23 protein-coding genes are annotated in these 25202 nt (G+C 69.6%); 11 read left to right on the top strand and 12 right to left on the bottom strand.

Going from position 1 to position 25202, the window contains the following annotated elements; genetic code table 11:
* Position 1: 1 nt before the first annotated feature.
* From ACYVLQ_RS22720 to ACYVLQ_RS22755, 8 genes are all read right to left on the bottom strand, one after another.
* Positions 2–505, bottom strand: coding sequence for a hypothetical protein (locus tag ACYVLQ_RS22720; RefSeq protein ID WP_460699513.1), 504 nt, complete (start codon positions 503–505; stop codon positions 2–4).
* Positions 502–1458 carry a DUF4129 domain-containing protein gene (locus tag ACYVLQ_RS22725; protein WP_460699514.1) on the bottom strand — a complete coding sequence of 319 codons (957 nt, stop codon included), beginning with the start codon at positions 1456–1458 and terminating at the stop codon, positions 502–504. The genes ACYVLQ_RS22720 and ACYVLQ_RS22725 overlap by 4 nt, the downstream gene beginning before the upstream one ends.
* A 480-nt stretch (positions 1459–1938) precedes the next feature.
* Complete coding sequence (locus ACYVLQ_RS22730; protein WP_460699515.1) at positions 1939–3117, bottom strand: lipid-transfer protein; 1179 nt, start codon at positions 3115–3117, stop codon at positions 1939–1941.
* A complete protein-coding gene (locus tag ACYVLQ_RS22735; protein WP_460699516.1) occupies positions 3114–3530 on the bottom strand; it encodes a MaoC family dehydratase in 417 nt (138 codons plus the stop codon). Before ACYVLQ_RS22735 ends, ACYVLQ_RS22730 begins: the two co-directional genes overlap by 4 nt.
* Positions 3527–4459 (bottom strand): bifunctional MaoC family dehydratase N-terminal/OB-fold nucleic acid binding domain-containing protein, encoded by a 933-nt coding sequence (locus ACYVLQ_RS22740; RefSeq protein ID WP_460699608.1) that lies wholly within the window; start codon positions 4457–4459, stop codon positions 3527–3529. The genes ACYVLQ_RS22735 and ACYVLQ_RS22740 overlap by 4 nt, the downstream gene beginning before the upstream one ends.
* Positions 4460–4480: 21 nt before the next feature.
* On the bottom strand, positions 4481–5722 hold the full coding sequence (locus tag ACYVLQ_RS22745; RefSeq protein WP_460699517.1) for an acyl-CoA dehydrogenase family protein: 1242 nt from the start codon (positions 5720–5722) through the stop codon (positions 4481–4483).
* Positions 5707–6771 (bottom strand): acyl-CoA dehydrogenase family protein, encoded by a 1065-nt coding sequence (locus ACYVLQ_RS22750; RefSeq protein ID WP_460699518.1) that lies wholly within the window; start codon positions 6769–6771, stop codon positions 5707–5709. The genes ACYVLQ_RS22745 and ACYVLQ_RS22750 overlap by 16 nt, the downstream gene beginning before the upstream one ends.
* Before the next feature lie 27 nt (positions 6772–6798).
* A complete protein-coding gene (locus tag ACYVLQ_RS22755; protein WP_460699609.1) occupies positions 6799–9291 on the bottom strand; it encodes an acyl-CoA dehydrogenase in 2493 nt (830 codons plus the stop codon).
* Between the two features lie 149 nt (positions 9292–9440).
* Here ACYVLQ_RS22755 and kstR point away from each other — a divergent pair, with 149 nt between their 5' ends.
* The 5 genes from kstR (at position 9441) to ACYVLQ_RS22780 (ending at position 15806) form a co-directional block, all read left to right on the top strand.
* Entirely contained in the window at positions 9441–10103 is a 663-nt protein-coding gene (gene kstR, locus ACYVLQ_RS22760; RefSeq protein ID WP_068022403.1) for a cholesterol catabolism transcriptional regulator KstR, read from the top strand.
* Between the two features lie 181 nt (positions 10104–10284).
* On the top strand, positions 10285–12861 hold the full coding sequence (gene otsB, locus ACYVLQ_RS22765) for a trehalose-phosphatase (RefSeq protein WP_460699519.1): 2577 nt from the start codon (positions 10285–10287) through the stop codon (positions 12859–12861).
* 288 nt (positions 12862–13149) lie between these two features.
* Positions 13150–14010, top strand: coding sequence for a metal ABC transporter solute-binding protein, Zn/Mn family (locus ACYVLQ_RS22770; RefSeq protein ID WP_460699610.1), 861 nt, complete (start codon positions 13150–13152; stop codon positions 14008–14010).
* A gap of 15 nt (positions 14011–14025) precedes the next feature.
* Positions 14026–14916 carry a metal ABC transporter ATP-binding protein gene (locus tag ACYVLQ_RS22775; RefSeq protein WP_460699520.1) on the top strand — a complete coding sequence of 297 codons (891 nt, stop codon included), beginning with the start codon at positions 14026–14028 and terminating at the stop codon, positions 14914–14916.
* On the top strand, positions 14913–15806 hold the full coding sequence (locus ACYVLQ_RS22780; RefSeq protein WP_460699521.1) for a metal ABC transporter permease: 894 nt from the start codon (positions 14913–14915) through the stop codon (positions 15804–15806). Before ACYVLQ_RS22775 ends, ACYVLQ_RS22780 begins: the two co-directional genes overlap by 4 nt.
* 47 nt (positions 15807–15853) lie before the next feature.
* Here ACYVLQ_RS22780 and ACYVLQ_RS22785 read toward each other — a convergent pair whose 3' ends face one another.
* Positions 15854–16732 (bottom strand): HhH-GPD family protein, encoded by an 879-nt coding sequence (locus ACYVLQ_RS22785; protein ID WP_460699522.1) that lies wholly within the window; start codon positions 16730–16732, stop codon positions 15854–15856.
* Between the two features lie 90 nt (positions 16733–16822).
* Between ACYVLQ_RS22785 and ACYVLQ_RS22790 the strand changes: the two genes are divergently transcribed.
* Both ACYVLQ_RS22790 and ACYVLQ_RS22795 read left to right on the top strand, forming a co-directional pair.
* Positions 16823–17446: a carbonic anhydrase gene (locus ACYVLQ_RS22790; protein WP_460699523.1), complete on the top strand. Its 624-nt coding sequence runs from the start codon at positions 16823–16825 to the stop codon at positions 17444–17446.
* Between the two features lie 98 nt (positions 17447–17544).
* A complete protein-coding gene (locus ACYVLQ_RS22795) occupies positions 17545–18189 on the top strand; it encodes a hypothetical protein (protein WP_460699524.1) in 645 nt (214 codons plus the stop codon).
* A 7-nt stretch (positions 18190–18196) separates the two neighbouring features.
* On the opposite strand, the gene disA is transcribed toward ACYVLQ_RS22795, so the two are convergent.
* The 3 genes from disA to ACYVLQ_RS22810 form a co-directional block, all read right to left on the bottom strand.
* Positions 18197–19303 carry a DNA integrity scanning diadenylate cyclase DisA gene (gene disA, locus ACYVLQ_RS22800; protein WP_460699525.1) on the bottom strand — a complete coding sequence of 369 codons (1107 nt, stop codon included), beginning with the start codon at positions 19301–19303 and terminating at the stop codon, positions 18197–18199.
* Positions 19300–20691: a DNA repair protein RadA gene (gene radA / locus ACYVLQ_RS22805; protein ID WP_460699526.1), complete on the bottom strand. Its 1392-nt coding sequence runs from the start codon at positions 20689–20691 to the stop codon at positions 19300–19302. The genes disA and radA overlap by 4 nt, the downstream gene beginning before the upstream one ends.
* A 68-nt stretch (positions 20692–20759) precedes the next feature.
* Entirely contained in the window at positions 20760–21527 is a 768-nt protein-coding gene (locus ACYVLQ_RS22810) for a hypothetical protein (RefSeq protein WP_460699527.1), read from the bottom strand.
* A 359-nt stretch (positions 21528–21886) separates the two neighbouring features.
* On the opposite strand from ACYVLQ_RS22810, the gene carD reads away from it, so the two are divergent.
* From carD to cysS, 4 genes are all read left to right on the top strand, one after another.
* Positions 21887–22375 carry an RNA polymerase-binding transcription factor CarD gene (gene carD / locus ACYVLQ_RS22815; RefSeq protein WP_019931623.1) on the top strand — a complete coding sequence of 163 codons (489 nt, stop codon included), beginning with the start codon at positions 21887–21889 and terminating at the stop codon, positions 22373–22375.
* 80 nt (positions 22376–22455) lie between these two features.
* Complete coding sequence (gene ispD, locus ACYVLQ_RS22820) at positions 22456–23136, top strand: 2-C-methyl-D-erythritol 4-phosphate cytidylyltransferase (protein ID WP_460699611.1); 681 nt, start codon at positions 22456–22458, stop codon at positions 23134–23136.
* Between the two features lie 79 nt (positions 23137–23215).
* Complete coding sequence (ispF, locus tag ACYVLQ_RS22825) at positions 23216–23704, top strand: 2-C-methyl-D-erythritol 2,4-cyclodiphosphate synthase (RefSeq protein WP_460699612.1); 489 nt, start codon at positions 23216–23218, stop codon at positions 23702–23704.
* A 102-nt stretch (positions 23705–23806) separates the two neighbouring features.
* Positions 23807–25198, top strand: coding sequence for a cysteine--tRNA ligase (gene cysS, locus ACYVLQ_RS22830; protein ID WP_460699528.1), 1392 nt, complete (start codon positions 23807–23809; stop codon positions 25196–25198).
* Positions 25199–25202 lie beyond the last annotated feature (4 nt).

Genomic DNA, 25202 nt, shown 5'->3' on the forward strand with positions numbered 1-25202 from the left:
TTCACATCGACTGCAGCCTGCGCAGAATCTCGTCCAGTGCCGGGCGGCCCGGCGCGCGGCTGTTCTGGTCGCGCAGCGCCGAATTCGCCGGATCCACCCAGCGCCACAGTTCGGGGCCGAAGAGCAGTATTCCGGCGGACTCGGTGGCACGGCGGTTCTTGGAGATCCGGTGACCGCTCGACAACTCGAATTCCTTGGCCAGCAGCGGGCGCAGGTGACGGTCCCAGTCGGCGCGCGAACCGTCGGCCCGCTCGGCCAGCATCTGCGCGCGGGCCCGCCAGTGCCGCAACATCTCCGCGGGTCCGTTGTCGATCTCGTCGTCGCCCGGTCCGGCCGGCGTCTCGGCACGCGAGCGCTCGACCAGCGACCACAGCAGCAGACCCAGCGCACCGAGCACCGGCACCCCTGCCAGCAGCGCCAGCAGTTCGCGCTGATTGCCGAGCGCGATCAACTCGAGCACGACGATCACCGCGACGGCGCCGCCGACTATCACCGAGCGGGTCATGACATCGCCTCGCTCACAATCGATTCGCCTTGTAGATCGTTCAGCACGATGCGCAACAGTTGCTCGGCCCGCATCCGCTGCCACTCCAGCATCGAGTGCGGGCTGAAGCGCGCCTCCTCGAACAGCGCCACCAGTTCCCGGGCGGACGCGTCGTGCAGCGCGCCGCGCTCGAACGCGCGGGCCAGCACCTCCGACGGGGTGTCCGAGATCAGCGGCGCCACCTCGCGCGCCTGGGCCAGGCCGCGTTCCATGGCGCCGTAGCAGGCGATGATCGCGGTGCGGGCGTCCTGCCCCGACGCGATCATCGCGGCCAGGCCCATCTCGGCCACCTGCGCCAGCGATACCGGCGGCTCGGTGGGCATCGGATCGGGTGCGGCGGCCTGCGGCGTCAGGCGGCCGCGGGTCCCGATGGCGACCACGACCAGACCGACGATGGCCGTCAGCACCAGCGCGGCGGCGGAAATCCCGACGAGCACCAGCGCCCGGCCGCTGAGTTCCGGAGTTCCCGAGAACGGCTGCGTCGTCGGAGGTGGGGTCTGGACCGGCGTCGTGGGCGTCGGGCGCGCCGCGGGCGGCTGCTGCGCCTCGTCGCCGGTACCGCCCGTCAACAGGTACACCACCCAGGTCAGGGCCGCGAACAAGGCCAGTACCGCCAGTGCGGCCAGGAGTATCAGCCCCACCCGCCGCAGTTGTCCCGGCCGCCGGACGGTATCGCGATCGTGGTCGGGCATGGCCAGCGGCAGGCGGTGCTGGCTGGTGATCACCCCCGCCAGCAGGATCACGATCGACACCAGCGCCAGCACCGGCATCAGCGCGACGGTGACCGCCGAGGGTGGCGAAACCGCTTGCGGCCCACCGGTACCCGGGACGTATCCGCGCAGCGCGAAAACGGCGAGCGTCAGCAGCGCGATCGGTACGATCGCGCGCGGTATCGCCGTCCTGACCCCACTCACGCCTTCACCTCGCCGATGCTCGGCTCCGCGGCGCGCGGGGCGCACTATATCGACGGACGCTCGCAAGCTCACTCACGAGCCTCTCCCAAACTCCGGTACTGCAAAGCAGGCACATCGTTACATGCCGAACGGTCCGTCAGCAGGGAAATCGCGACACCCGGCGCACTCGAATCCGGTCTACGCCCCTTGCTGGTAGTTGACGCGTGCGCAAACTGTGAGAAACCACAATCCTGCTGCGGCGCAACCCAGTTGCGTCACAGGGAGCTAACGCCGGGATGCGAACGCCATATTGCGATAGCTCGGGGTTTCGCGGTCATTCCGCGGTGCGGTAAGTCCCGCGGACCGTCCACGGCCACCACGTCCAGCCGAGCGCGCAGCAGCTCGATCGTGGGCTGAAAACGATGGTGCAGCAGCAACCAAGGGTTCGCGGTTGCGTCTGGTCGAGCAGGTGCGCGGATTCGTTCGCTGACTCCGCTCGGCTCAGGCGGCGGTGAGGACCAGGCCGGAGGTGGGGACGCCGGTGCCCGCGGTGACCGCGATGTTGGACAGGCCCGCTACCTGGTTGACCGAGGCGCCGCGGATTTGGCGGACGCCCTCGGCTATGCCGTTCATGCCGTGGATGTAGGCCTCGCCGAGTTGGCCGCCGTGGGTGTTCAGGGGCAGGCGGCCGCCGAGTTCGATGGCGCCGTCTGCGATGAAGTCGCGGGCCTCGCCGCGGGCGCAGAAGCCGAGTTCCTCCAGCTGCATCAGTACGAAGGGGGTGAAGTGGTCGTAGAGAATGGCGGCCTGCATATCCTCGGGCCGCAGCCCGCTCTGTGCCCAGAGCTGATCGCCGACCAGTCCCATCTCCGGCAGCCCGGTCATGGCGTCACGGTAGTAGCTGGTCATGACGTACTGGTCCGCGCCGGAACCCTGTGCGGCAGCGGCGATCACGGCCGACTTCTGCGGCAGATCCCGGGCCCGTTCGACACTCGTGACCACGATCGCCACGCCGCCGTCGGTCTCCTGGCAGCAGTCCAGCAGATGCAGCGGCTCGGCGATCCAGCGGGAACTCTGGTGCTCCTCCAGCGTGATCGGCTTGCCGTAGAAGTGCGCCGCCGGGTTCACCGCCGCGTGCTTGCGGTCGGCGACCGCGATGCGACCGAAATCCGCACTGGTGGCGCCGTATACGTGCATGTACCGCCGTGCCACCATGGCGACCTGAGCCGCCGGTGTCCCCAGGCCCTGCGGGTACGCCCAGGCCGCATCGACGCCGGAGGAGGTGGCGGCGGTCGCCAAATGCGTTGCGAACTGGCCGAATCGGTGACCCGAGCGCTCGTTGAACGCGCGGTAGGCGACCACCACGTCGGCGACGCCGGTCGCGACAGCCATCGCCGCCTGCTGCACGGTCGCGCAGGCCGCCCCGCCGCCGAACGGAATGTTGCTGAAGAACTTCAGATTCGGGATACCGGCCGCCCGCGCCACGGCGGCCTGGGTGTTGGTGTCCATCGTGAAGGTGGTCAGGCCGTCGACGTCCGCGGGCTTCAGACCCGCATCGTGCAGTGCGGCCGTCACCGCCTCGGCGGCCAATCGCAGTTCGCTGCGCCCGGAATCCTTGGAGAAGTCCGTGGCGCCGATGCCGACGATGGCGGACTTACCGCTCAGTCCAGAGTTGGTCATGCCGTCTCCTGCAGTGCGATAACGGCTTTCGCCGTGATGTGGTCTCCGAGGCTGTCGCGGCCCACCACGTCGATATGGATCTCGCCGCCCTCGACCGCGGTCACGGTGCCGCTCAGCGTCAGGGTGTCGCCCGCGTACAGGGGCACCCCCAGCCGCAGTTCGAGCGACTTCACGCGGGCGCCCGGCCCGGCCCAGTCGGTGACGAACCGCTGCACCAGCCCGGTGTCGGTGAGGATGTTGACGAAGATGTCCTTCGAGCCGCGTTCGACGGCCTTGTCCCGGTCGTGGTGCACGTCCTGGAAGTCTCGGGTGGCCAGGGCGGTGCTGACCACGAACGTGGGATCGGCATGGACGACCAGCTCGGGCAGCATCGAACCGGCCTGCACGGCACCGGGTTCCAGTGTGGCCGTCATGCGCTCACCTTCCAATACGGCAGCGTGTTGTCGTCGTCGAGCTTCTCGAAGGCCGCCTCGACCGGCTGCCCGATGCGCACCGCATCGGGTTCGATGCCGCGCAGCTCACCGAGCATCCGCACACCCTCCTCCAACTCGACCAGCGCCACCACGTAGGGCACCTGCCGTCCGGGCACCTTCGGCGCGTGGTGCACGACGTAGCTGAACACCGTGCCGCGGCCGGAGGCCACCACGTAGTCGGTCGTCTCGGTCTTGTCCTGCCACAGCGCGGGCACCGGCGGATGCCGCAGCGTGCCGTCGGACAGTCGCTGGATGCGCAGTTCCCCCGCCTTCGTCCCCTCCCAGAAGAATTCGGTGTCCTTCGAGACGGTCGGGCGGGCCCGCTTGCTCAGATCGTCCTGCGCGGCAGCCGGTTTCGCCGTACCGGGCGCGAACTTCAGCATCCGGAACGACATCTCGGTGACGGCCTCGTCGCCGACGTACCAGGTCAGGATGTAGGTGGCGAACCAGCCCTCGCCGAGCGCGGTGCGCTTGGGCCCCACCAGATCCTGCAGCCGGGTGCGCGCCTCGACCCGCTCGCCCAGCTCCAGATACCGGTGATAGGTCTGCTCGCAATTGGTCGCCACCACCGACGTGTAGCCCGCGGCATCGAGCAGATCGTTGACCGCGTTCATCGGATCGTCCGCCGGGCGCGCCCCGTGCAGCCCCGGCATCGACCACACCTGCGCCATCGCGGGCGGGGCGACGATGCCCGGATGCCCGGCCGCGCGCGCCGCCTGCTCGTCGACGTAGATCGGGTTGGCGTCGCCGATGGCCTCCACCCAGTTGTTGATCATGGGTTGGTTGACCGGATCGCGCGCCACGCGCGGTGCGCACTCGCCCTTGTCCTTGATCCGTTCCCCGGCGGCGGAGATCTGTTCCGCCGTCATGGTTTCCGGCATGGGAAGCTCCTATCTCGGTACGCGCGGCAGCTGCAGTCCGGCGGTGGCGATGAGTTCGCGCATGATCTCGTTGACGCCGCCGCCGAAGGTCACCACCAGGTTCTGCTTGGTGCGCCGGTCCAGCCAGGTCAGCAGTTCGGCGGTCGGCGGATCCGCCGGATCGCCGTAGCGACCGACGATCTCCTCGGCCAGCCGCCCCGCCTCCTGCAGCGATTCGGTCGAAAAGACCTTGGTCGCAGAGGCATCCGCGATCACGCCGGACGGATCGGCTGTGTCATTGCGGCGTCCGCGGGGGCCTCCGTGGTTACGCGGGCCGTCTCCTCCGGGCCCGTCGCTCCCGCCGGTGGCATTGCCCGCGTCGGCGGCCACCTGCCAGTTCAGCAGCTCGTTGAGCCGGACCATGGCGTGTATGCGGCCCAGCGAGCGCCGCACGTCGGCCTCGCCCAGCACTCCCTGTCGCCGCGCGAAATCCCTTGCCCGGTCGTAGAGTTGCTCGATCTTGCCGGACGGGCCCAGGCTCACCCGCTCGTGGTTGAGCTGGGTGGTGATCAGCTTCCAGCCCCGGTTCTCCTCACCGACAAGCATATTCGCCGGAACTCGCACATTGTCGAAGTACGTGGCGTTGGTGTGGTGCGCACCGTCGCAGGTGATGATCGGCGTCCACGAGTAGCCCGGATCCTTGGTGTCCACGATCAGGATCGTGATGCCGCGGTGCCGCGATTCGGCCGTGCCGGTCCGGCAGGCCAGCCACACGTAGTCGGCCTCGTGCGCGCCGGTGGTGAAGATCTTCTGCCCATTGACGATCCAGTCGCCGTTCGCGTCGCGCACCGCGCTGGTGCGCAGCGACGCCAGGTCGGTACCCGCCTCGGGCTCGGAGTAGCCGATCGCGAAATGCACGTCGCCGGAAAGGATCGCGGGCAGGAACTTCTTCTTCTGCTCCTCGGTGCCGAACTGCTGCAGCGTCGGGCCGACCGTCATGAGCGTGACCAGCGGCAGCGGCACATCCGCCCGCGCGGCCTCGTTGTAGAAGATCTGCTGCTCGACCGGCCCGAATCCCTGCCCGCCGTACTCCTTCGGCCAGCCCACGCCGAGGCGGCCGTCGCGGCCCATGCGCCGCACCACCGCGCGGTAGGCGTCGCCGTGCCGGTTCACCGACATCTCGGCCTCCTCCTCGGGAGTCACGAGATCGGCGAAGTACGAACGCAATTCGTCGCGCAGCCGGCGCTGCTCGGCCGTCAGGTCGATGAACATCTGGCTCCCAAACGATCCAGCCGGAACGACGCGCCGCCTAGCCAGCGGGCGATGTCCTTGGCCTGTGAGTAGTAGCGGTGCAGCGGATGGGTCATGTCCACCCCGATGCCGCCGTGCAGGTGGTGACACTTCTGCACGGCCGCGGGCAGGTCCGAGGCCACGCAGTAGGCGAGCACGTCCAAGTCGTCGTCGACCCGCTCGCGATGGTCGGGACTCCGATCCTCTTGCGCCAGAGCCCAGTTCGCCGACAGCGCGGCCGCGTGCAGCGTGCGCGAGACGACGTAGACGTCGCCGATCTGCTGGGCCACCGCCTGGAACTCGGCCAGCGGGCGGCCGAACTGGTGACGGGTCCGCACATGCTCGGCGGTCAGCGTCAGCACACCCTTCAGCAGTCCGTCCGCGACCGCGCCGATCGACGCCAGAGCGAGCCGGTGCAGATCCGCGATACCGTTCGGCAGCAGCTGCGCGGCCGGTATCTCGGCGTCTTCGAGGTGGACGGAGAACTCCGGCGCACCGGTGGAGGCCGGGCTCGCCACCCGGGTGACGCCCGGTATATCGGCGTCCACCACCGCGATTCCGGAGTCTGTCGGCACCAGCAGCCACTGGGCCTGCTCGGCGTACGGCACCGCGATCTTGCGGCCGCTGATCCGCACCACGTCGCCATCGGCCACCGCGGTCGTCTCCGGCTTCAGCGTGAACGGCGCGCCTGGCTCGTGCAGCGCCGCGGTCAGCACCGCGCCCTTGGCCACGGCCGGAAAAATCTTCTCCGCCAGCGCGTCCGGTACGCGGCCCACCAGCGGCAGCACCCCGAACCCGAGCGTGGCCAGCGCGGGCACCTGCACGGCGTCGGTGGCCAGCTCGGTCAGCATGGCCGAGACCTCGAGCAGTCCCATATCGTCTCCGCCGAAGCGTTCCGGCAGCGCGACCGCCAGCAAACCGCTGTCGACGAGTGTGGGCCAGAGCTCGCCATCGCGCGCACTGTTGCGTTCCAGCAAACTTACGACAACCTCGGCGACAGCGTCCTGGCTCTCGTCCCTATTGAAGTCCAATTCATTGCTCCCGTGTCAGATGTGGAGTCAGCCGTGCGATTCGCGCGGGAGCCCGAGAATCCGTTCGCCGGCCACGGTCAAAAGGATCTGCTCGGTTCCCCCCGCGATCGACAAACAGCGTGTTAACAGGAATTCTTTCACCACATCCGATTCCTGAGCGCCCGCGACACCGGCGAGTTCGACGGCGAACTCGGCGACCGCCTGACGATGGCGGACACCGACCAGTTTGCGCACGCTGCTCTGCGGTCCGGGATCAATTCCGGCGAGCATTCGCTGCGCCGCACGGGTTTCCAGCAATAACCCAGCGACCGATTGGGCAACCAAATCGCCGATGCGGTCGGCAATCAATTCGGCGCCCGGTCCATCGGTCGGAGCGGTGGCGATCAGGGTTTCCAATTCCTCACCGATTCCGCTGCCGCCCATGGCGACCCGTTCCGAGGACAGCGTGGAGCGGGCGATTTTCCAGCCCCCGCCCAATTCGCCGACCAGGCAGTCGTCGGGGACGAATACCTCGTCGAGGAAGACCTCGGAGAAACGCGCTTCCCCGGTGATCTGCACCAGCGGCCGGATGTCGATACCCGGGCTGTTCATATCGACCAGGAAGTAGCTGATGCCGCGGTGCTTGGGCACCTCGGCATCGGTGCGAGCCAGGCAGATGCCCCAGTTCGCCACGTTCGCCAGCGAGGTCCACACCTTCTGGCCGCGCAGCTTCCAGCCGCCGTCCACGCGGGTCGCCGTGGTGCGCAACGCCGCCAGGTCCGATCCGGCCTCGGGCTCGCTGAACAGCTGGCACCAGATCACCTCGCCGCGCAGCGTCGGCTGCACGAAGCGCTCGATCTGCTCCGGCGTGCCGTACTGCAGCAGCGTGGGCACCGCCCAGTTGCCGATCTGGATGTCCGGCACCGTGATTCCGGCCCCACGCACCTGTTCATCGATCAGCGTACGCAGAATCGGGCCCGCCCCGCGGCCGTAGGGCGAGGGCCAGTGCGGGGCCAACAGGCCGGTATCCACCAACGCATCACGCTGCCGCTCGACCGGCAGCGCGGCGATGCGAGCAATATCCGCACCGAGTTCCACGGCGTCGCCCGCGCTCAATCCCACGGCCTCCCACGCGGCCACCTCCCCCTCCGTCATCCCAGCGTCCCCCGCCCCGGTCATTCCGGCATCCCCCGCCCCGGTCATTCCGGCATCCCCCGCCCCGGTCATTCCGGCATCCCCCGCCCCGGTCATTCCGGCATCCCCCGCCCCGGTCATTCCGGCATCCCCCGCCCCGGTCATTCCGGCGTGCTTTTGGCCGGAATCCCGGCCAAAAGCACGCCGGGAAGACGAAGTGACGTCGGCACGCCCAGACGACGAAGCGACATCAGCACGCCCAGACGACGAAGCGACATCAGCACGCCCAGACGACGAAGCGGCAGCAGTGTGCCCAGACGACGAAGCGGCAGCAGTGTGTCGGGAGGAACCGAGGTCGGCGCCCAGGTCCAGGCCGACCGTGCGGCGCTTGCCCGCTCGCACCAGTTCCGTGACGCGGGCACGCCAGACGGAACCGCCGCCCAGTAGTTGGCGCAGGGCGACCGCGCGGCGCAAGTACAGGTGGGCGTCGTGCTCCCAGGTGAATCCGATGCCGCCGAGCACCTGTATGCAGTCCTTGGCGGTCTCCACCGCCGCGTCCAGGGCCACGGACATTGCGATGGCGGCGGCCAGCGGCAGTTCGTCACTGCGATTGTCGACGGCCGCGGCCGCATCGGCGGCGACCGCGCGGATCAGCTCGGCGCGGCACAGCATGCCCGCGCAGATATGCTTGACCGCCTGGAATTCGCCGATCTTACGCCCGAACTGCTCGCGCACCTTGGCGTAGTCGGTCGCCGTCTCCAGGCACCACCCCGCGATCCCGGCCAGCTCCGCGGCCACCAGCGCCGCGATCAAATCCCCTACGGCATAGGGGGGTTCGAAGATTCGATCGGCGGCGACACGGACGCCGTCGCATACGACTCGAGCCAGTGGGGTGCTCGGGTCCAGCGGGGACAGCTCCTCGATCCGCAGGCCCTCGACACCAGGCCCGATGAGGCACCACGCCCGCCGGGACGAGAACGAGACCGGCAGCAGCACGGCGGTCCCCTCCGCCGCACCCAGCACCGTCTCCCACACGCCCGTCAGCACCAGGTCCCCGGTCCCGTTGCCCCGCACCGCAACCGGATCACCCAGGGCGATGCCCGCGGGCGTATCCTCGTCCAGTGCTCCGCCGGTAACGAGGCCGGTGAGCGCGGTCGCCGAGATCGGCCCGCCCACCAGATCGTGGGCCGCCTGCTCGATGAGAACCGCCAGGTCGTTCACGGAACCGTCGGCGCCGCCCGCGGCTTCGGGCAGGGCGACGCGGAACACGCCGAGCCCCACCAGACTCGGCCAGAATTCGCGCCAGTATCCCGGCTCGCCGCTGCGCATGGTTGCAATCGGGCGTATCGCCGCGGCCCATCCGCGCATCGACTCCTGAACGGCTTTATGCTCGTCAGTGGTGGCGATGGTCACACTCCATACCGCCTTTCCGGCGTGACTCCCACACCTAGAACATGTTCTAATATTCGAGCCGGGCGGAAGTCAAGACACGGTCCGTCACAGCGGCACGACGGCAACAGGCGCGACATAACGTTTGCAGGAAAGGACTCTCACCAATGGCCAGTCCCTCCCGAGAGCAGTCAGCCGACTCGGGGGCGCGGAACGGAAACCGCCCGCGTGCCACACCGGTGAACACACTCAGCGAGGACGAGCTCAGCTCGGCCGCGCAGCGCGAACGCCGTAAGCGCATCCTCGACGCCACCCTCGCACTGGCCTCCAAGGGCGGCTACGACGCGGTGCAGATGCGCGCGGTCGCCGAACGTGCCGACGTCGCCGTGGGAACCCTGTACCGGTACTTCCCGTCCAAGGTGCACCTGCTCGTGTCCGCGCTGGCCCGCGAATTCGAGCAGTTCGAGAGCAAACGCAAACCGCTGGCGGGGCAATCCCCCAGGGAACGCATGCATCTGCTGCTCACCCAGGTCACCCGGGCCATGCAGCGCGACCCGCTGCTGACCGAGGCGATGACCCGCGCGTTCATGTTCGCCGACGCCTCCGCCGCCGCCGAGGTCGACCGGGTCGGACGAGTGATGGACCGCTTCTTCGCCCGCGCCATGAACGACGACGAACCGTCCGAGCGCGACCTCGCCATCGCGCGGGTGATCAGTGACGTGTGGCTGTCGAATCTGGTCGCGTGGCTGACTCGGCGCGCCTCCGCGACGGACGTCACAGAACGTCTCGAGCTCACCGTTGACCTGCTGCTCGGCGCCGAATCGGCGTAAGATTTGCCGGGTGTCCCGCGTGGCAAGCCAGCTAACGTACGGCAGGAGACCGCACAATCAGGGATGCGCACGGCGAGGCAAACGTAAACGTCTCGTATCACTGCGCGAACCGGCGAGCAAACCTCACCCAGTAGAGTTTCTCGCGCCCTGAAAATTCTCCTCCGATCTATAGGTTGGACGCGTGAGCGCAGAGGATCTGTCACAGGAACTTCGCCGTGCGTTGGCGGCAGTAGCCCGCATGCCACGGCTCCTTGTCGCCTCGGACTACGACGGGACGATCGCGCCCATCGTGTCGGACCCGGCGAAGGCCTATCCCCATCGGGAATCGGTGAGCGCACTGCGTGCGCTCGCCGGTCTGACCGCCACCACGGCGGCCGTCATCTCCGGCCGGGCGCTGCGAGATCTCGCGGCGCTGTCCCGGCTTCCGGTCGAGGTGCAGCTGATCGGAAGTCACGGTTCGGAATTCGACGTCGGCTTCGTCCATGCCATCGATAACGACGCCAAACAGCTGCTACGGGAAGTGCAGAGCGCACTGAGCCGGATCGCCGCGGACAATCCGGGCGCGACGGTCGAGATCAAACCCGCCAGCGTCGCCCTGCACGTGCGCAATGCCGCCCCCGAGGTCGGCCGCCGCACGCTGCAGCAGGCCCGGCAGGGCCCCGCCAGCTGGGTGGGCGTGCAGGTGACCGAGGGCAAGGCCGTCATCGAGCTGGCGGTCATCCAGACCGACAAGGGCGCCGCCCTCGACATCATCCGGCATCAGGAGGGCGCCTCGGCGGCGGTCTTCTTCGGCGACGACGTCACCGACGAGAAGGCGTTCGCGCGGCTGTCGGGTCCCGACGTCGGCATCAAGGTGGGCGACGGCGAGAGCCTCGCCGGATACCGCGTGGCCAGCACCGAGGAGGTGGCCAAGGCCCTGGCGTTCCTGCTCGAAGAGCGGCGCACCTGGCTGGCCGGTGCCTCGGCCCCCCGAATCGAGCGCCTGACCATGCTGGCCGGGCCCCGCTCCAAGGCACTCGTCACCCCCGACGGCACCGTCACCTGGTTCTGCCACCCCGAACCGGATTCGGCGGCCGTCTTCGCCCACCTGCTCGGCGGTCCGCAGGCCGGGCACTTCACCATCGCACCGGAGCGCCCCGGGCTGCCGCTGTCGCAGCGCTACGTCGACGGCACCATGACCGTCGAAACCCGTTGGGCCAGTCTGCAGGTGGTGGACTATCTGCCGCACGACGTCGCGCCCGAGCGCACCGACCTGACCCGGGTGATCACCGGCGACGCCAAGGCCGTGGTGACCTTCGCGCCGCGGCCCGAATTCGGCCAGGTGCCGGTCAATCTCGAGGTCGAGCCCGCGGGTCTGCGGGTGCACGGCACCAACGACCCGATCGTGCTGCGGTCGCCGGGCGTGCAGTGGCAGATCGTCGAGGAGGGCATCCACCAGACCGCCCGCGCCGTGATCGATGCCTCCCGCGGGCCGGTCGTGCTGGAGATGCGCTGCGGCACCTCCGATCTCGCGCCCGCCATGGTCAGCGAGCTGGAGCGGCGGCGCGAGGCCGAGCGCTACTGGCGCGACTGGGCCGAGGAGCTGGAGCTGCCGCCGCTGAAGCCGGATCTGATGAAGCGGTCCGCCCTCACGCTGCGCGGACTGGTGCACGCGCCGTCCGGATCGATCATGGCCGCGGCCACCACCTCGCTGCCCGAGGACATCGGCGGCGTGCGCAACTGGGACTACCGGTACTGCTGGCTGCGCGACGCCTCGATGACCGCGCACGCCCTGGTCGCGCTCGGCTCGGTCACCGAGGCCGAGGAGTTCCTCGAATGGGTGCACCGGGTGCTGGAGACACTGGCCGGGCCCGAGCGCCTGCACCCGCTGTACACCCTCTACGGGGAGACGCTGGGGCCCGAGGCCGTGCTCGATCAGTTGCCCGGCTACGCCGGTTCGCGGCCGGTCCGGGTCGGCAACGCGGCCAATATGCAGGTCCAGCTCGACGTATTCGGGCCGATCGTGGACCTGATCGCGGGGCTCGCGGACGCGCGGGAGCGCAAGGGCATCACCGATCCCGCCAAGGCGCTGCCGGACCGCGACTGGGAGCTGGTGCACGCCATGGTGTCCGCGGTGCAGCGGCGCTGGCGCGAGCCCGATCACGGCATCTGGGAGATCCGTGGCAACCCGCGCCACCACGTGTACTCGAAGGTGATGGGCTGGATGACCGTCGACCGCGCGCTGCGGCTGGCGGAAAAATTCCACCGCATGGTCGACACGGCCTGGCTGGAGCTGCGCGACACCATCGCCGACGAGGTCCGCACCAAGGGCTGGAACGACGAGGTGCAGTCCTACACCGCGGCCTACGACGGCACCGACCTGGACGCGGCGACCCTGCACATCGGGCTGAGCGGGCTCATCGATCCCTCCGATCCACGGTTCGCCGCCACCGTCGTGGCCACCGAGGCGGAGCTGCGCAGCGGGTCCACGGTGTATCGCTACCACCACGACGACGGGCTGCCCGGCGGCGAGGGCGGATTCCACCTGTGCGCGGCGTGGCTGGTGGAGGCGTACCTGCTGATCGGCAAGCGGGAGGATGCCGAGGCGCTGTTCGCGCAGCTGGTGGACGTGGCCGGACCGACCGGGTTGCTGAGCGAGGAGTACGACCCGGTCGCCGAGCGCTCGCTGGGCAACCATCCGCAGGCCTACAGCCACCTGGGTTTGCTGCGCTGCGCGCAGTTGCTGAGCCAGCCGGTACCGGCGCTGGCGCAGGGCTAGAAGGGCGGCGGCCCCTACCATCATCCGGCACGCCCTTCTGTCATCCCGGCACGCCCCTTCCCGTCATTCCGGCGCGTTCTTGGCCGGAATCCACAGCGAGATCCCGGCCAAAAGCACGCCGGGATGACGGGAAGGGGCCTCCCTGGGGCTGCCCGTGCTGGGTATCACAGCGGGAATCGGACGAATCGATGCCGCTGGTCATGGACGCGTTTGCTACATTAAATGGAAATCGTTTCCGTTAGTGTGTGTCAGGAGTACCCCCGCGTGACCAGAAGTTTCGCCTTTCGAATGGCCGCCGTCGCGATGGGGGTCGCGGCCGCCGCGGGCCTGACCGCCTGCGGTGACTCCGGCAGCGATTCGGGCAAGCTCACCGTCGTCGCGTCGACCAATGTCTGGGGCAGCATCGCCGCCGCGATCGCCGGGCCCGATGTCGAGGTCAAGTCCATCATCGACAGCCCGACCGACGATCCACACGAGTACCAGACCACGCCCACGGACGCCGCCGATATCCGCGATGCCGCATTGGTAATCGTCAACGGCGGGCACTACGACGAGTTTGCCGAGAAGGCGGCCGAGGGGCGCAGCAAACCCACCATCAACGCGTTCGAACTGAAGTCCGACAAGAGCGACGAGAACGAGCACGTCTGGTACGACGTGAACACCGTCGACGCGGTCGCCGCGAGGATCGGCGCCGAACTGGGCGCGGCCGACTCCGAGCACGCGCAGGCCTACACCGAGCGCGCCGACGCCTTCCGCGGCAAGCTGAAGGAGATCGGCGCGGTCACCGCCAAGGTCGCGACCGAGCACCCGAAGTCGCCGGTGCTGCAGACCGAGCCGCTGGCCCACTACCTGCTGCTGGCCGCCGGCGCCGAGGACCGCACCCCGCACGGATTCGAGGAGGCCGTCGAGCAGGGCACCGATCCCGCGCCCGCCGACGTGGCCGCCGTGCGTGACCTGCTCACCGCCAAGCAGGTTCGCGCCCTGGTCTACAACGTGCAGACCGAGGACAAGACCACCAAGGACGTCGCCGAATCCGCGAAGGCCGCCGGGGTGCCGGTGGTCGAGGTGACCGAAACCCTGCCCGAGGGCACCGATTACATCGGATGGCAGACCGGGAACGCCCAGGCGCTGGCCAAGGCCCTGGGCTGACGACAGGAGTTGCCGATGCCGGGGAACGTCCGCGCCACCGAACGGGTTGTACCGACCGAGGTGGCGAACAAAGCCGAACCCGCTGTGCGCCTGCGGGATGCGCGCTTGTCGTTCGGGGAGCGGACGCTGTGGCAGGGGCTCGACCTGGAGGTCGCGCCGGGTGAGTTCATCGCCGTGCTCGGGCCGAACGGATCGGGCAAGACCTCGCTGTTGCGCATGCTGCTGGGCCAGCTGCAGCCGACGGACGGCAGCATCGACGTCGCGGGTTCGCCCGCGCGGGTGGGGAATCCGCACATCGGTTATGTGCCGCAGCAGAAGACTATCGATTCCGGCGTGCAGTTGCGCGGCGTCGACCTGGTCGGGCTCGGGGTCGACGGGCACCGCTGGGGGCTGGGGTGGCGCGGGAGGAAAGAGCGGCGGCGCAAGGTCGCCGACGCGGTGGCGCAGGTAGGCGCCGGACATTACGCGCACGCCCCGCTGGAATCGCTGTCCGGCGGCGAGCAGCAGCGGCTGCGGGTGGCGCAGGCGCTGGTCGGCGATCCGCGGGTGCTGCTCTGCGACGAACCGCTGCTGAGCCTGGACCTGGCCAATCAGCGGCTGGTGTCCGAACTCATCGATAGGCGCCGCCGCGAGCACGACACCGCGGTGCTGTTCGTGACCCACGAGATCAATCCGATTCTGCCGCTGGTGGATCGGGTGCTGTACCTGGTCGACGGGAAGTTCCGGATCGGCACGCCGGACGAGGTGATGACCTCGGAGGTACTGTCGGAGCTGTACCGGACCGAGGTGGACGTGCTGCGGGTGCGCGGTCGACTGGTCGTGGTCGGCACCGGCGACACCATGGACGCGCTCGGCGTCGCGGGCGGGCACTGCCACGCCGAGGCGCCCGGGGCGGTGCGGGCATGATCGACAAGCTGTCCGACGTCTTCACCAAGATGTTCGACTTCCACACCACGGCGAACCTGCTGTCCTACGACTTCGTGCAGCAGGCCGTGCTGGCGGCGGCGCTGCTGGGCCTGCTGGCGGGCGCCATCGGCCCGTTGATCGTGAGTCGGCAGATGTCGTTCGCGGTGCACGGCACCAGCGAGCTGTCGCTGACCGGCGCGGCCGCGGCGCTGCTGGCCGGGGTCGGCGTCGGGCTCGGCGCGATAGCCGGATCGGTCGTCGCGGCCGTCATGTTCGGTGTACTGGGATCGCGTGCGCGGGAACGTGATTCGGTGATCGCCGTGGTGCTGTCGTTCGGGCTGGGCCTGTCGGTGCTGTTCCTGTGGCTGGGACCCAGCCGCGCCGGATCGAAGTTCTCGCTGCTGACCGGGCAGGTCGTCAGCGTCGGCGACGGCGGCCTGACCATGCTGACCGTGTGCTCGGTGGGCGTGCTCGCGGTGCTGGCTGTCGTCTACCGCCCGCTGCTGTTCGCCAGCACCGACCCGGAGGTGGCCGTCGCCCGCGGGGTTCCGGTGCGCGCGCTGTCGGTGGTCTTCGCCGTGCTGCTCGGCATCACCGCGGCCTTCGGCGTCCAGATCGTCGGCGCCCTGCTGGTGTTGTCGCTGCTGATCACGCCCGCCGCGGCCGCCGCCCGGGTGACGGCCGACCCGCTGCGCGCCACGGTGCTGGCCATCGTCTTCGCCGAGATCTCGGCGGTCGGCGGCATCCTGCTCTCGCTGGCCCCCGGCGTCCCGGTATCCACCTTCATCACCGCCATCGCCTTCACCATCTACCTGATCTGCCGCCTGGTCGGCACCCGCACCCGCCACCCGATCTCCACGCCGACCCCGGCGGTCGCAGCTCAGTCGTAGCCCGCTGCTGGCCACCGCAGCCGTTCCGATCCGAATGCCCCGAGCGGCTAGGCCGCCCCGCCCTCGCCCGCCAGCGCGAACAGGCCGTCCGCGGTTTGTTCGATGAGGCCGTCGACCAGGAGGGAGTCCAGGGCGCGGTCGCGCTGGCCCGGGTCGCGGGTCCAGGCCAGGTCCAAGGCGATTCGTTCGACCGGGCCGGATGCGCCGCGCAGCACGTCGAGCAGGCGGCCGCGGGCCTGGCGGTCGGTGCCGTCGTATTTCTGGGTGCGGCGCACCACGTCCGACGCCGGGCGACCGGCGCTCACCCAGGCGCAGCGCGGCAGCGGGCAGCGGGCGCAGTCGGGGTTGCGGGCCGTGCACACGGTCGCGCCGAGTTCCATCAACGCCGCGGAAAGCGTTGCGGCGCGGTCGATTCGCTCCGGCAGCAGCGCCGCGGTCTCGGCCAGGTCGCGGGCGGCCGGATTACCGGCCTCCGCGCGGCCGTGCACGGCACGGGCGACCACCCGGCGGACATTGGTGTCCACCACCGGAACCCGCTGCCCGTAGGCGAAGCACGCCACCGCCCGCGCGGTATAGGCGCCGATCCCCGGCAGGCCCAGCAGCACGTCGACGTCGGACGGCACCTCGTCGCCGTGCTCGGCGGCCAGCACCTGGGCGCATTCGTGCAGCCGCAGCGCCCGGCGCGGATACCCGAGCTTGCCCCAGGCGCGCAGCACCTCGCCCTGCGTAGCGGCCGCCATCGCAGACGGCACCGGCCAGCGCGCCACCCACTCCCGCCAGATCGGCTCCACCCGCACCACCGGCGTCTGCTGCAGCATGATCTCGCTCATCAGGATCTGCCACGCCGTCACACCGGAGCGCCGCCATGGCAGATCGCGGGCGGCCTCGCCGTACCAGTCGATGAGGGTGTCGGTATCGATGCTCACCGTCGCCCCTCCATCACAATCGGGCGCTGTTTGCCGGGGCGTAACTTCACGGACTCGCCAGTAATGATCACGCTGTGGAAAATAGGACACATGGCTCATACCAACCCGATCAGCGCCTGGAAGGCCCTGCGCGAGGGCAACGACAGGTTCGTCAACGGCACGTTGCAGCATCCTAGTCAGGGCGCCGCCGACCGGGCCAAGCTCGTCGCCGGTCAGCAGCCGTCGGCGATTCTGTTCGGGTGCGGGGACTCCCGCGTGGCCGCCGAGATCATCTTCGACCAGGGGCTGGGCGATATGTTCGTGGTGCGCACGGCGGGCCACGTCATCGACTCCTCGGTCCTCGGATCCATCGAATACGGCGTCGAGGTGCTGCACGTACCGCTGATCGTGGTGCTGGGCCACGACACCTGCGGCGCCGTGCGGGCGACCATCGACGCCCTCGACGGCGGCGACGTCCCCGGCGGTTTCATCCGCAGCGTGGTCGAGCGGGTCACCCCGTCGATCCTGATCGGGCGGCGCGAGGGACTCACCGGGGTGGACGAGCTCGAAGCCCGCCACGTCGTGGAAACCAGCCGGTTGCTGATGCAGCGATCGATGACCATTTCGCAGCGGGTGGCCACCGGCGAATGCGCGATCGCCTGTGTCACTTACAAACTCGAGGACGGCCGGGTCAAGCTCCACCGGGTGGTCGGGAACATCGGCGAGGCGGCCTGACCCGAGCGCGAAAAGGTACCCGGCGCCGCCGCCACTTCCGCCCCGACACGCCGGGGCGCTGAGGGGGGCGTACCCGATGGTGCCCTTACCGTTGTTGCGTGCTGGAACCGAACGGACCGCTCCCTCCGGAGATCTACTGGCGGCGCCGCCTGCTCGCCATCGGGGCACTGATCGTCGCCCTCGCATTGGTGATCTGGCTGGCCGTCATGCTGCTGCGCGGTGGCGGCGACGAGAAGGACGCCAACGCCGCCGCCACCTCGACCTCGGCGCCCGCGAGCCAGGCCGCCGCCGGGACCAGCACGTCCGAATCCAGCACCTCGCAAGCCGCGTCGGCCACCAGCGGCTCCGCGGCGGCGTGCCCGGACCAGTCGCTGGCGGTGAAGGTGACGGTCGGGCAGCCCACCTACAAGACGGGCGAGCAGCCGGTGTTCGGCATCGTCGCGACCAACATCTCCACCACCGCCTGCCAGCGCGATATGGGGTCGGGGATGCAGCAGGTCACGGTGCAGTCGCTGGACGGCCAGCGGCGGCTGTGGTCCAACACCGACTGCGATCAGGGCGGCCCGACCGATATGCGCACGCTCAAGGGCGGCGAGCAGGCGGCCTTCACACTCACCTGGTCCGGGACGACCTCGCAGCCGGGCTGCGCGGGCGAGCGAGTCAAGGTGCCGCCGGGCGCGTACGCGGTTGTCGCCCAGCTGGGTTCGGTCCGCAGCGCTCCGGAGACGTTCAATATCGGCTGAGCGCCGGTCACACGCTGCCGGATTCGGCCAGCCGGGACAGCCCCTCCCGGACCTGGCGCGCGAACAGGGCATCCACCTCCTCGACGGCCTCGAGTTCGGCCGTCGTCGCCGACAGCAACCCCGGGAGCGATCCGAACGCGGCCACCAGCGGCTCCACCGCCTGCAGCGAGACCCGGGGAAGCTCGGCGAGCAGCCGGTAGCCGCGCGGCCCTACGCCGGTGTCGAGGGCCTCCATCGTCGCCGGAAAGCCCAGGGGCGGAGCCAGATTCGTCGGCTCCAACAGTTCCACCTCGAGCAGTTCGTCGAGTTGTGCCAGGGCTCGGTCGATCGCGGCGTCGTCGACCCGGTCGGCGCGCAGGTAGTCGCGCACCACCAGGCGGCGCACGCCGTCGGTATTGCCCACCACCTCGGCCAGCTGCAGTGCCAGCTGGCGGCCGTCGACACCGAGTACCCCCACATCGGAGTCGATCTCGCGGGCCACCCGCCGGATCAGTTCCAGGCAGTGCACGACCGTCAGCACGTCGCGCAGCGTGACGTAGTCCTCCAGTTCCACCAGCGACAGTTGCCTGGTCATCTCGTCCAGCCGAGACCGGTAGCGCTCCAGGGTCGCCATCGCCTGGTTGGCCCGGGAGAGGATGACCTCCGACGGCTGGATCACCTGCCGACTGCCGGGCGTGTACACCGTGACGATTCCGGTCGACCGGCTCACCGACACCACCGGGTGGCCCGTATGCGCGGCGGTGCGTTCGGCCGCCTTGTGCCGGGTGCCCGACTCCTCGGTCGGCAGCGCCGGATCCGGCACCAGATGCACATTGGCCCTCCGGATGTGCGTGCCGTCGGTCGAGATCACCACGGCGCCATCCATTTTCGACAGCTCGCGCAGTCGGGTCGGGGAGAATTCCACATCCAGTTCGAAGCCGCCGTCGCAGATCTGCTCGACCGCCTCGTCGTACCCCAGCACGATCAGCGCACCGGTGCGCGCCAACAGGATCCGGTCGATGCCGTCGCGCAGCGCGGTGCCCGGGACCAGGCGCGCGGCAGTATCCGGCGCCGTCGCCTCGGGCGTCGCCGTGCGGCGACCCGCGCGTCTGGGCTCCGCCGTCTCCGGGTTCATTCGGCAGCCTCCGCACGCTCGCGACTTCGCTTCTGCAGACCTCGGGCGATGGCCGCCCGGACGTCCGCCACCTCGTGCACCTTCATGGCGATGCCGGAGCGGTCCACGCCCGGCGGCACCAACGCCTCCGTGAAACCTAACCGCTCCGCCTCGGCGAGTCGACGCCCGAGCCCCGTGACGCGCCGCACCTCTCCGGCCAGGCCGACCTCACCGAGGATCACCATCCCCGCGCGCACCGGCCGGTCCCGCGCGGCGCCGGTGAGCGCCAACGCGATCGCCAGGTCCGCGGCGGGTTCGGACAACCGCATGCCGCCGACCGTCGCCGCGTAGACGTCGGCCTTGCCGAGCGAGACCCCGCACCGGCTCTGCAGCACGGCGAGCACCATCGCGACCCGGTTGTAGTCGAGCCCGCTCACCGCCCGGCGCGGGGCCGGGATCTGGGTCTCGACGGTCAGGCCCTGCACCTCGCCCAGCAGCGGGCGCTTGCCGTCCATGGCGACCGTGATCGCCGTTCCCGGCACCGGATCGGCACGATGGTGCAGGAACAGCCCGGAAGGGTCGGAGACACCGGCGATCCCGTTGTCGTGCAGTTCGAAGCAGCCCACCTCGTCGGCACTGCCGAAGCGGTTCTTGATCCCGCGCACCATGCGCAGCGTGGAGTGCCGGTCGCCCTCGAACTGCAGCACCACGTCCACCAGATGCTCCAGGGTGCGGGGCCCGGCCACATTGCCGTCCTTGGTGACGTGGCCGACCAGCAGCACCGCGATACCGCTCGCTTTGGCCAGCGATGTGAGCGCCGCGGTCACCGCGCGGACCTGGGTGACGCCGCCGATCACCCCGTCGGCGTCGGCGGCGAGCATGGTCTGCACCGAGTCGACCACCAGCAGGGTGGGCCGCACCTGCTCGACGTGGCCGAGGATGGTCGCGAGATCGGATTCGGCTGCCAGATAGACCCTTTCGTGCACCGCGTCGGTGCGGTCGGCCCGCAGCTTCACCTGTCCCGCCGACTCCTCGGCCGTGACGTACAGCGACCGCTCGTCGCGCTGCCGGGCCCACCGATGCGCGACCTCGAGCAGCAGCGTCGACTTGCCCACCCCCGGTTCCCCGGACAGCAGCACCACCGATCCGGGTACGACGCCGCCACCCAGCACCCGGTCGAGTTCGCCGACGCCGGTCGACCGCGCCCGGGTCACCTGTGAGTCGATGGTGGAGATCGGCGCCGCCGCCGTGGAGGGCAGCAGCGCCTTGCGACCCGCCGACGTCGTGGCCGGGGTGGCCGCCGCCTCCTCGATCGATCCCCACTCGCTACACCCCGGGCAGCGCCCCACCCACTTGGCAACCTCGTGCCCGCACGCGGAACAGCGATACAGCGACTTCACCTTGGCCACGAACGCAGCCTAAGGATCGAGTACGACACCGACGACTCCCGCCGCGCCGACGGATCCGCCACCGAACGTCAGTGCCCGCTCTTGCCCTCGCCCGCGCCCTCGGCCGCCTTGCCTTCCTTGCGCGCGGTGTCCGGCCCGGCGTCGACGGGCACGTCGACCTGAACGGTCCCGTTCTCCTTGAAGTTGAACGTCACCCGGTAGGTCAGGCCCGGGGTGATGTCCTGGGTCAGCCCGGTGATCTCGACCAGGATCGGCTTGCCGGGCTCGGCCGGGTGCTCCGCGGCGCCGAGGCCCTCCGGGTGCGCGGCGCTCGAAGCGGTGGCGCTGCTCGGAGCGGCGGTGGTCGGGGCCGCCGAGCTGGTGGGCGCCGCGGTGCTGGTGGGGGCGGCGTGCTCGTCGCCGTGTCCGGCCTGCTCGCCCGCGGGCGCGGCCTGCAGGCCCGCGACGACGGTCTGCTGGAACTTCAGCTGCGGGCTGCCCGGGGTGATCTTCACCGGCCCCAGATCGGAGGTGATGCTGGTGAGCTCGTCCGACTTCGACTCGCCCGCGTTGACGGCGCTGAAGGCGAGCACGGCCTTGCCGCCCTTGGCATTGGTGTACTGCCCCGACTGCGGCAGCAGGATGCGCACGTCGCGCAGCGCCACCTTGCCGACGTCGGCGCTGTTGCCGTTCACGGCCGCGACCTGCGAGGCGGTCTGCGAGATCTGACCCGCGCCACAGCCGGACAGTGCGAGGGCCGCGCCCGCGGCGATAGCGGCGACCGCGACGGCACGTCGCGGCTTACGCGGGGCACGCCGTGGTGCCTTCGACGCTGTGGTGGCATTCAGGGCAGTCACGGGTTGTCCTCCATGTCGACCGGCTCACTCCACGATGCAGAGTAGTAGTAGGGAGCGTAGTAGTTGACGCCGAACCCCCCGTGTCGGGTGTTATGTCTATGGTCATTGCCATCCCGGCGGGCGCTCCGGCGGCCGGATTCGCGGCCGTCTATGCTTCGACACTCGGAGGCCCGCGACGAGAAGTCGGCGGTAGGCGCGGTCGGCCACCGCTCGGAAGCCGTTCTGGCACAAGGGGATGCACACGGATGCGGTTCTGTCAACCCCCACCGCTCCCCCGTTGTGGCCCTGACCTGCGTCGTTGATCGCGCCGTTACCGAGTCGCATGTTAAACTGTGAACATCGAAAGGGGCACGGGACACATGATTTTTAAGGTCGGAGACACCGTCGTTTACCCCCACCACGGAGCGGCGCTGATCGAAGCTATCGAGACTCGCACCATCAAGGGTGTGCAGAAAGAGTATCTGGTCCTGAAGGTCGCACAAGGCGATCTCACCGTTCGGGTTCCCGCAGAGAACGCGGAGTACGTCGGCGTCCGCGACGTCGTCGGCCAGGAGGGTCTCGATCGGGTCTTCCAGGTGCTGCGTGCGCCACATACGGAAGAGCCGACGAACTGGTCCCGCCGCTACAAGGCCAACCTGGAGAAGCTCGCCTCCGGCGATGTGAACAAGGTGGCCGAGGTCGTGCGTGACCTGTGGCGTCGGGAGCAGGATCGCGGCCTGTCCGCCGGCGAGAAGCGCATGCTGGCCAAGGCCCGCCAGATCCTCGTCGGTGAGCTCGCCCTCGCTGAGGGCACCGACGATGTCAAGGCCGAGACCCTGCTCGACGAGGTTCTCGCCGCGGCTTCCTGACCGTGAGAAGTACGACCGACGACAGTCGTGTCGTGGCGCTGGTGCCTGCCGCCGGTCGGGGCGTACGCCTGGGCGAATCGATGCCCAAGGCCTTCGTCCCGGTCGGCGGCAGGCCCATGCTCACACTCGCTGTGGACGGCCTGATCGCGTCCGAGGTCGTGGACCGCATCGTGATCATGGTGCCCGCCGAGCAGATCGGTGAGGCGGAGGTCCTGCTCGCCACTCGTGCCCGGGTGGCAGGACGCAACGGTCGCAGCCCGCACCGCGGCGGCGACGAATCGGTGCCGGTGAGCGTGGTCGCGGGCGGTGCCGAACGCACCGATTCCGTGCGCGCCGGTATCGCGGCCGCTCCGGACGCCGATCATTTCCTGGTGCACGACGCGGCGCGCGCCCTGACCCCGCCCGCGCTCATCGCCCGGGTGGTCGGCGAGTTGCGCGCGGGCCAGCGCGCGGTCGTCCCCGGTGTCGCGGTGACCGACACGATCAAATCGGTCGATGAACGTGGCGATGTGACCGGCACTCCCGATCGTGCGCAGCTGCGCGCGATCCAGACCCCGCAGGGATTCGACGCCCGGCTGCTGCGCGAGGCCTACGCGCACGCCCTCCCCGCCACCGACGATGCGGGCCTGGTCGAACTCCTGGGCGCGAACGTCCGGGTCATCCCGGGCGATCCGATGGCTTTCAAGATCACGACCCCGCTCGACCTGCGCCTGGCCCGAACGCTGCTCGACGACAGCGATATTCGCGAGGTGTCGGCGTGAGTGAACCAGCAACACAGCGCGCCTCGCGCACGGCGGAGCCGAGCGTCAGCGAGGTGCAGCCGTGAGCGAGATGGCGGGTATCCGCGTCGGCATCGGCTCCGACGTCCATCCCATCGAGCCGGGCCGACCCTGCTGGATCGCGGGCCTGCTGTTCGAGGGCGACAGCGGTTGCGCCGGGCACTCGGACGGCGATGTGGCCGCGCACGCGCTCTGCGACGCGCTGTTGTCGGCGGCGGGCTTGGGCGATGTGGGTGCGGTATTCGGCACCGGCCGTCCCGAGTGGGAGGGCGTATCCGGCGCCGCCATGCTGAAGGAGGTGCGGCGGCTGCTCGACGAGTCCGGCTACGCGATCGTCAACGCCGCCGTGCAGGTCATCGGCAATCGGCCCAAGATCGGGCCGCGCCGCGCCGAGGCCCAGCAGACACTGGGAGAACTTCTGGGTGCGCCGGTCTCGGTATCGGGCACCACCACCGACGGCCTGGGCCTGACCGGCCGCGGCGAGGGCGTGGCGGCGGTGGCGACCGCACTACTGCGGCGCTGTACCGGGGACTGTCCGGGTTCGGACTGAACCTCGGCTCCCACCCGCGGATGCGCGCGTGATCCGTGCGCCCGTACCCTGCAATAAACCGCCCGTACTCTCGCTCTTTGCCCATAGCTAGGATGGCTGGTCGTGACTCTGCGCCTGTTCGACACCGAAACGCGGACCCTGCGTGATTTCACGCCGCTGGTCCCCGGCCGTGTTTCGTTGTACCTGTGTGGCGCCACCGTGCAGAGCGCTCCCCACATCGGCCACGTGCGCAGCGGCGTCGCGTTCGACGTGCTGCGCCGCTGGCTGGTCGCCAACGGCAACGATGTGTCGTTCGTCCGCAACGTCACCGATATCGAAGACAAGATCCTGAACAAGGCCGCCGCCGCGGGCCGCCCGTGGTGGGAGTGGGCCGCCACGCACGAGCGCGCCTTCCAGCGCGCGTACGAGGCGCTCGGCGTGCTGGCGCCGTCGGTGGAGCCGCGCGCCACCGGGCACATCACGCAGATGGTCGAGCTGATGCAGCGCCTGATCGAGCGCGGGCACGCCTATCCCTCGGAGGGCAACGTCTACTTCGACGTTCGCAGCTATCCCGAGTACGGCAAGCTGTCCGGCCATCGGCTCGACGACGTACACCAGGGCGAGAGCGCGGGCGAGGGCAAGCGCGACCCGCTCGACTTCACGCTGTGGAAGGCCGCCAAGCCCGGCGAGCCGACCTGGCCGTCGCCGTGGGGACCGGGCCGCCCCGGCTGGCATCTGGAATGCTCGGCCATGGCCGAGTTCTATCTCGGGCCCGAATTCGACATCCATTGCGGCGGTATGGATCTGGTGTTCCCACACCACGAGAACGAGATCGCCCAGTCGCGTGCCGCCGGGGACGGCTTCGCCCGGTACTGGCTGCACAACGGCTGGGTGACGCTGGGCGGCGAAAAGATGGCGAAATCGCTGGGCAATACGCTGTCGGTGCCCAATGTGCTGAAAAACGTTCGGGCCGTGGAACTTCGGTTCTATCTGGGCAGCGCGCACTACAGCTCGATGCTGGAGTACTCGGATCAGGCGCTGCGCGACGCGGCCCAGACCTATCAGCGGCTCGAGGCGTTCGTGCAGCGCACGGTGGAGCGCGCCGGGGCGGTTCCGGTCGGCAAGTGGACCGACGCCTTCGCGGAGGCGCTCGACGACAATCTCGCAATTCCCCGGGCGCTGGCCGAGATTCACCGCGTCGTGCACGAGGGAAACAAGGCCCTGGAGTCCGGCGCGACCGACATCGCCCGAGAATCGGCGGCGCAGGCGCGCGCCATGCTCGGCATCCTCGGCGTGGATCCGCTGGACCCGCACTGGCTGAACCCGGCCGACTCCTCCGCCGCCCTGGACGCCCTCGACGTCCTGGTGCGCGCGGAACTGGACCGGCGCCAGCAGGCCCGCGCCGACAAGGACTGGGCCACCGCCGATGCGGTGCGCGACCGGTTGAAGGAGGCCGGTGTCGAGGTCACCGACACCCCGGAGGGACCGGAATGGTCCCTGAACAAGGAGGCGTGATGGG

This window comes from Nocardia thraciensis (genome assembly GCF_054782435.1).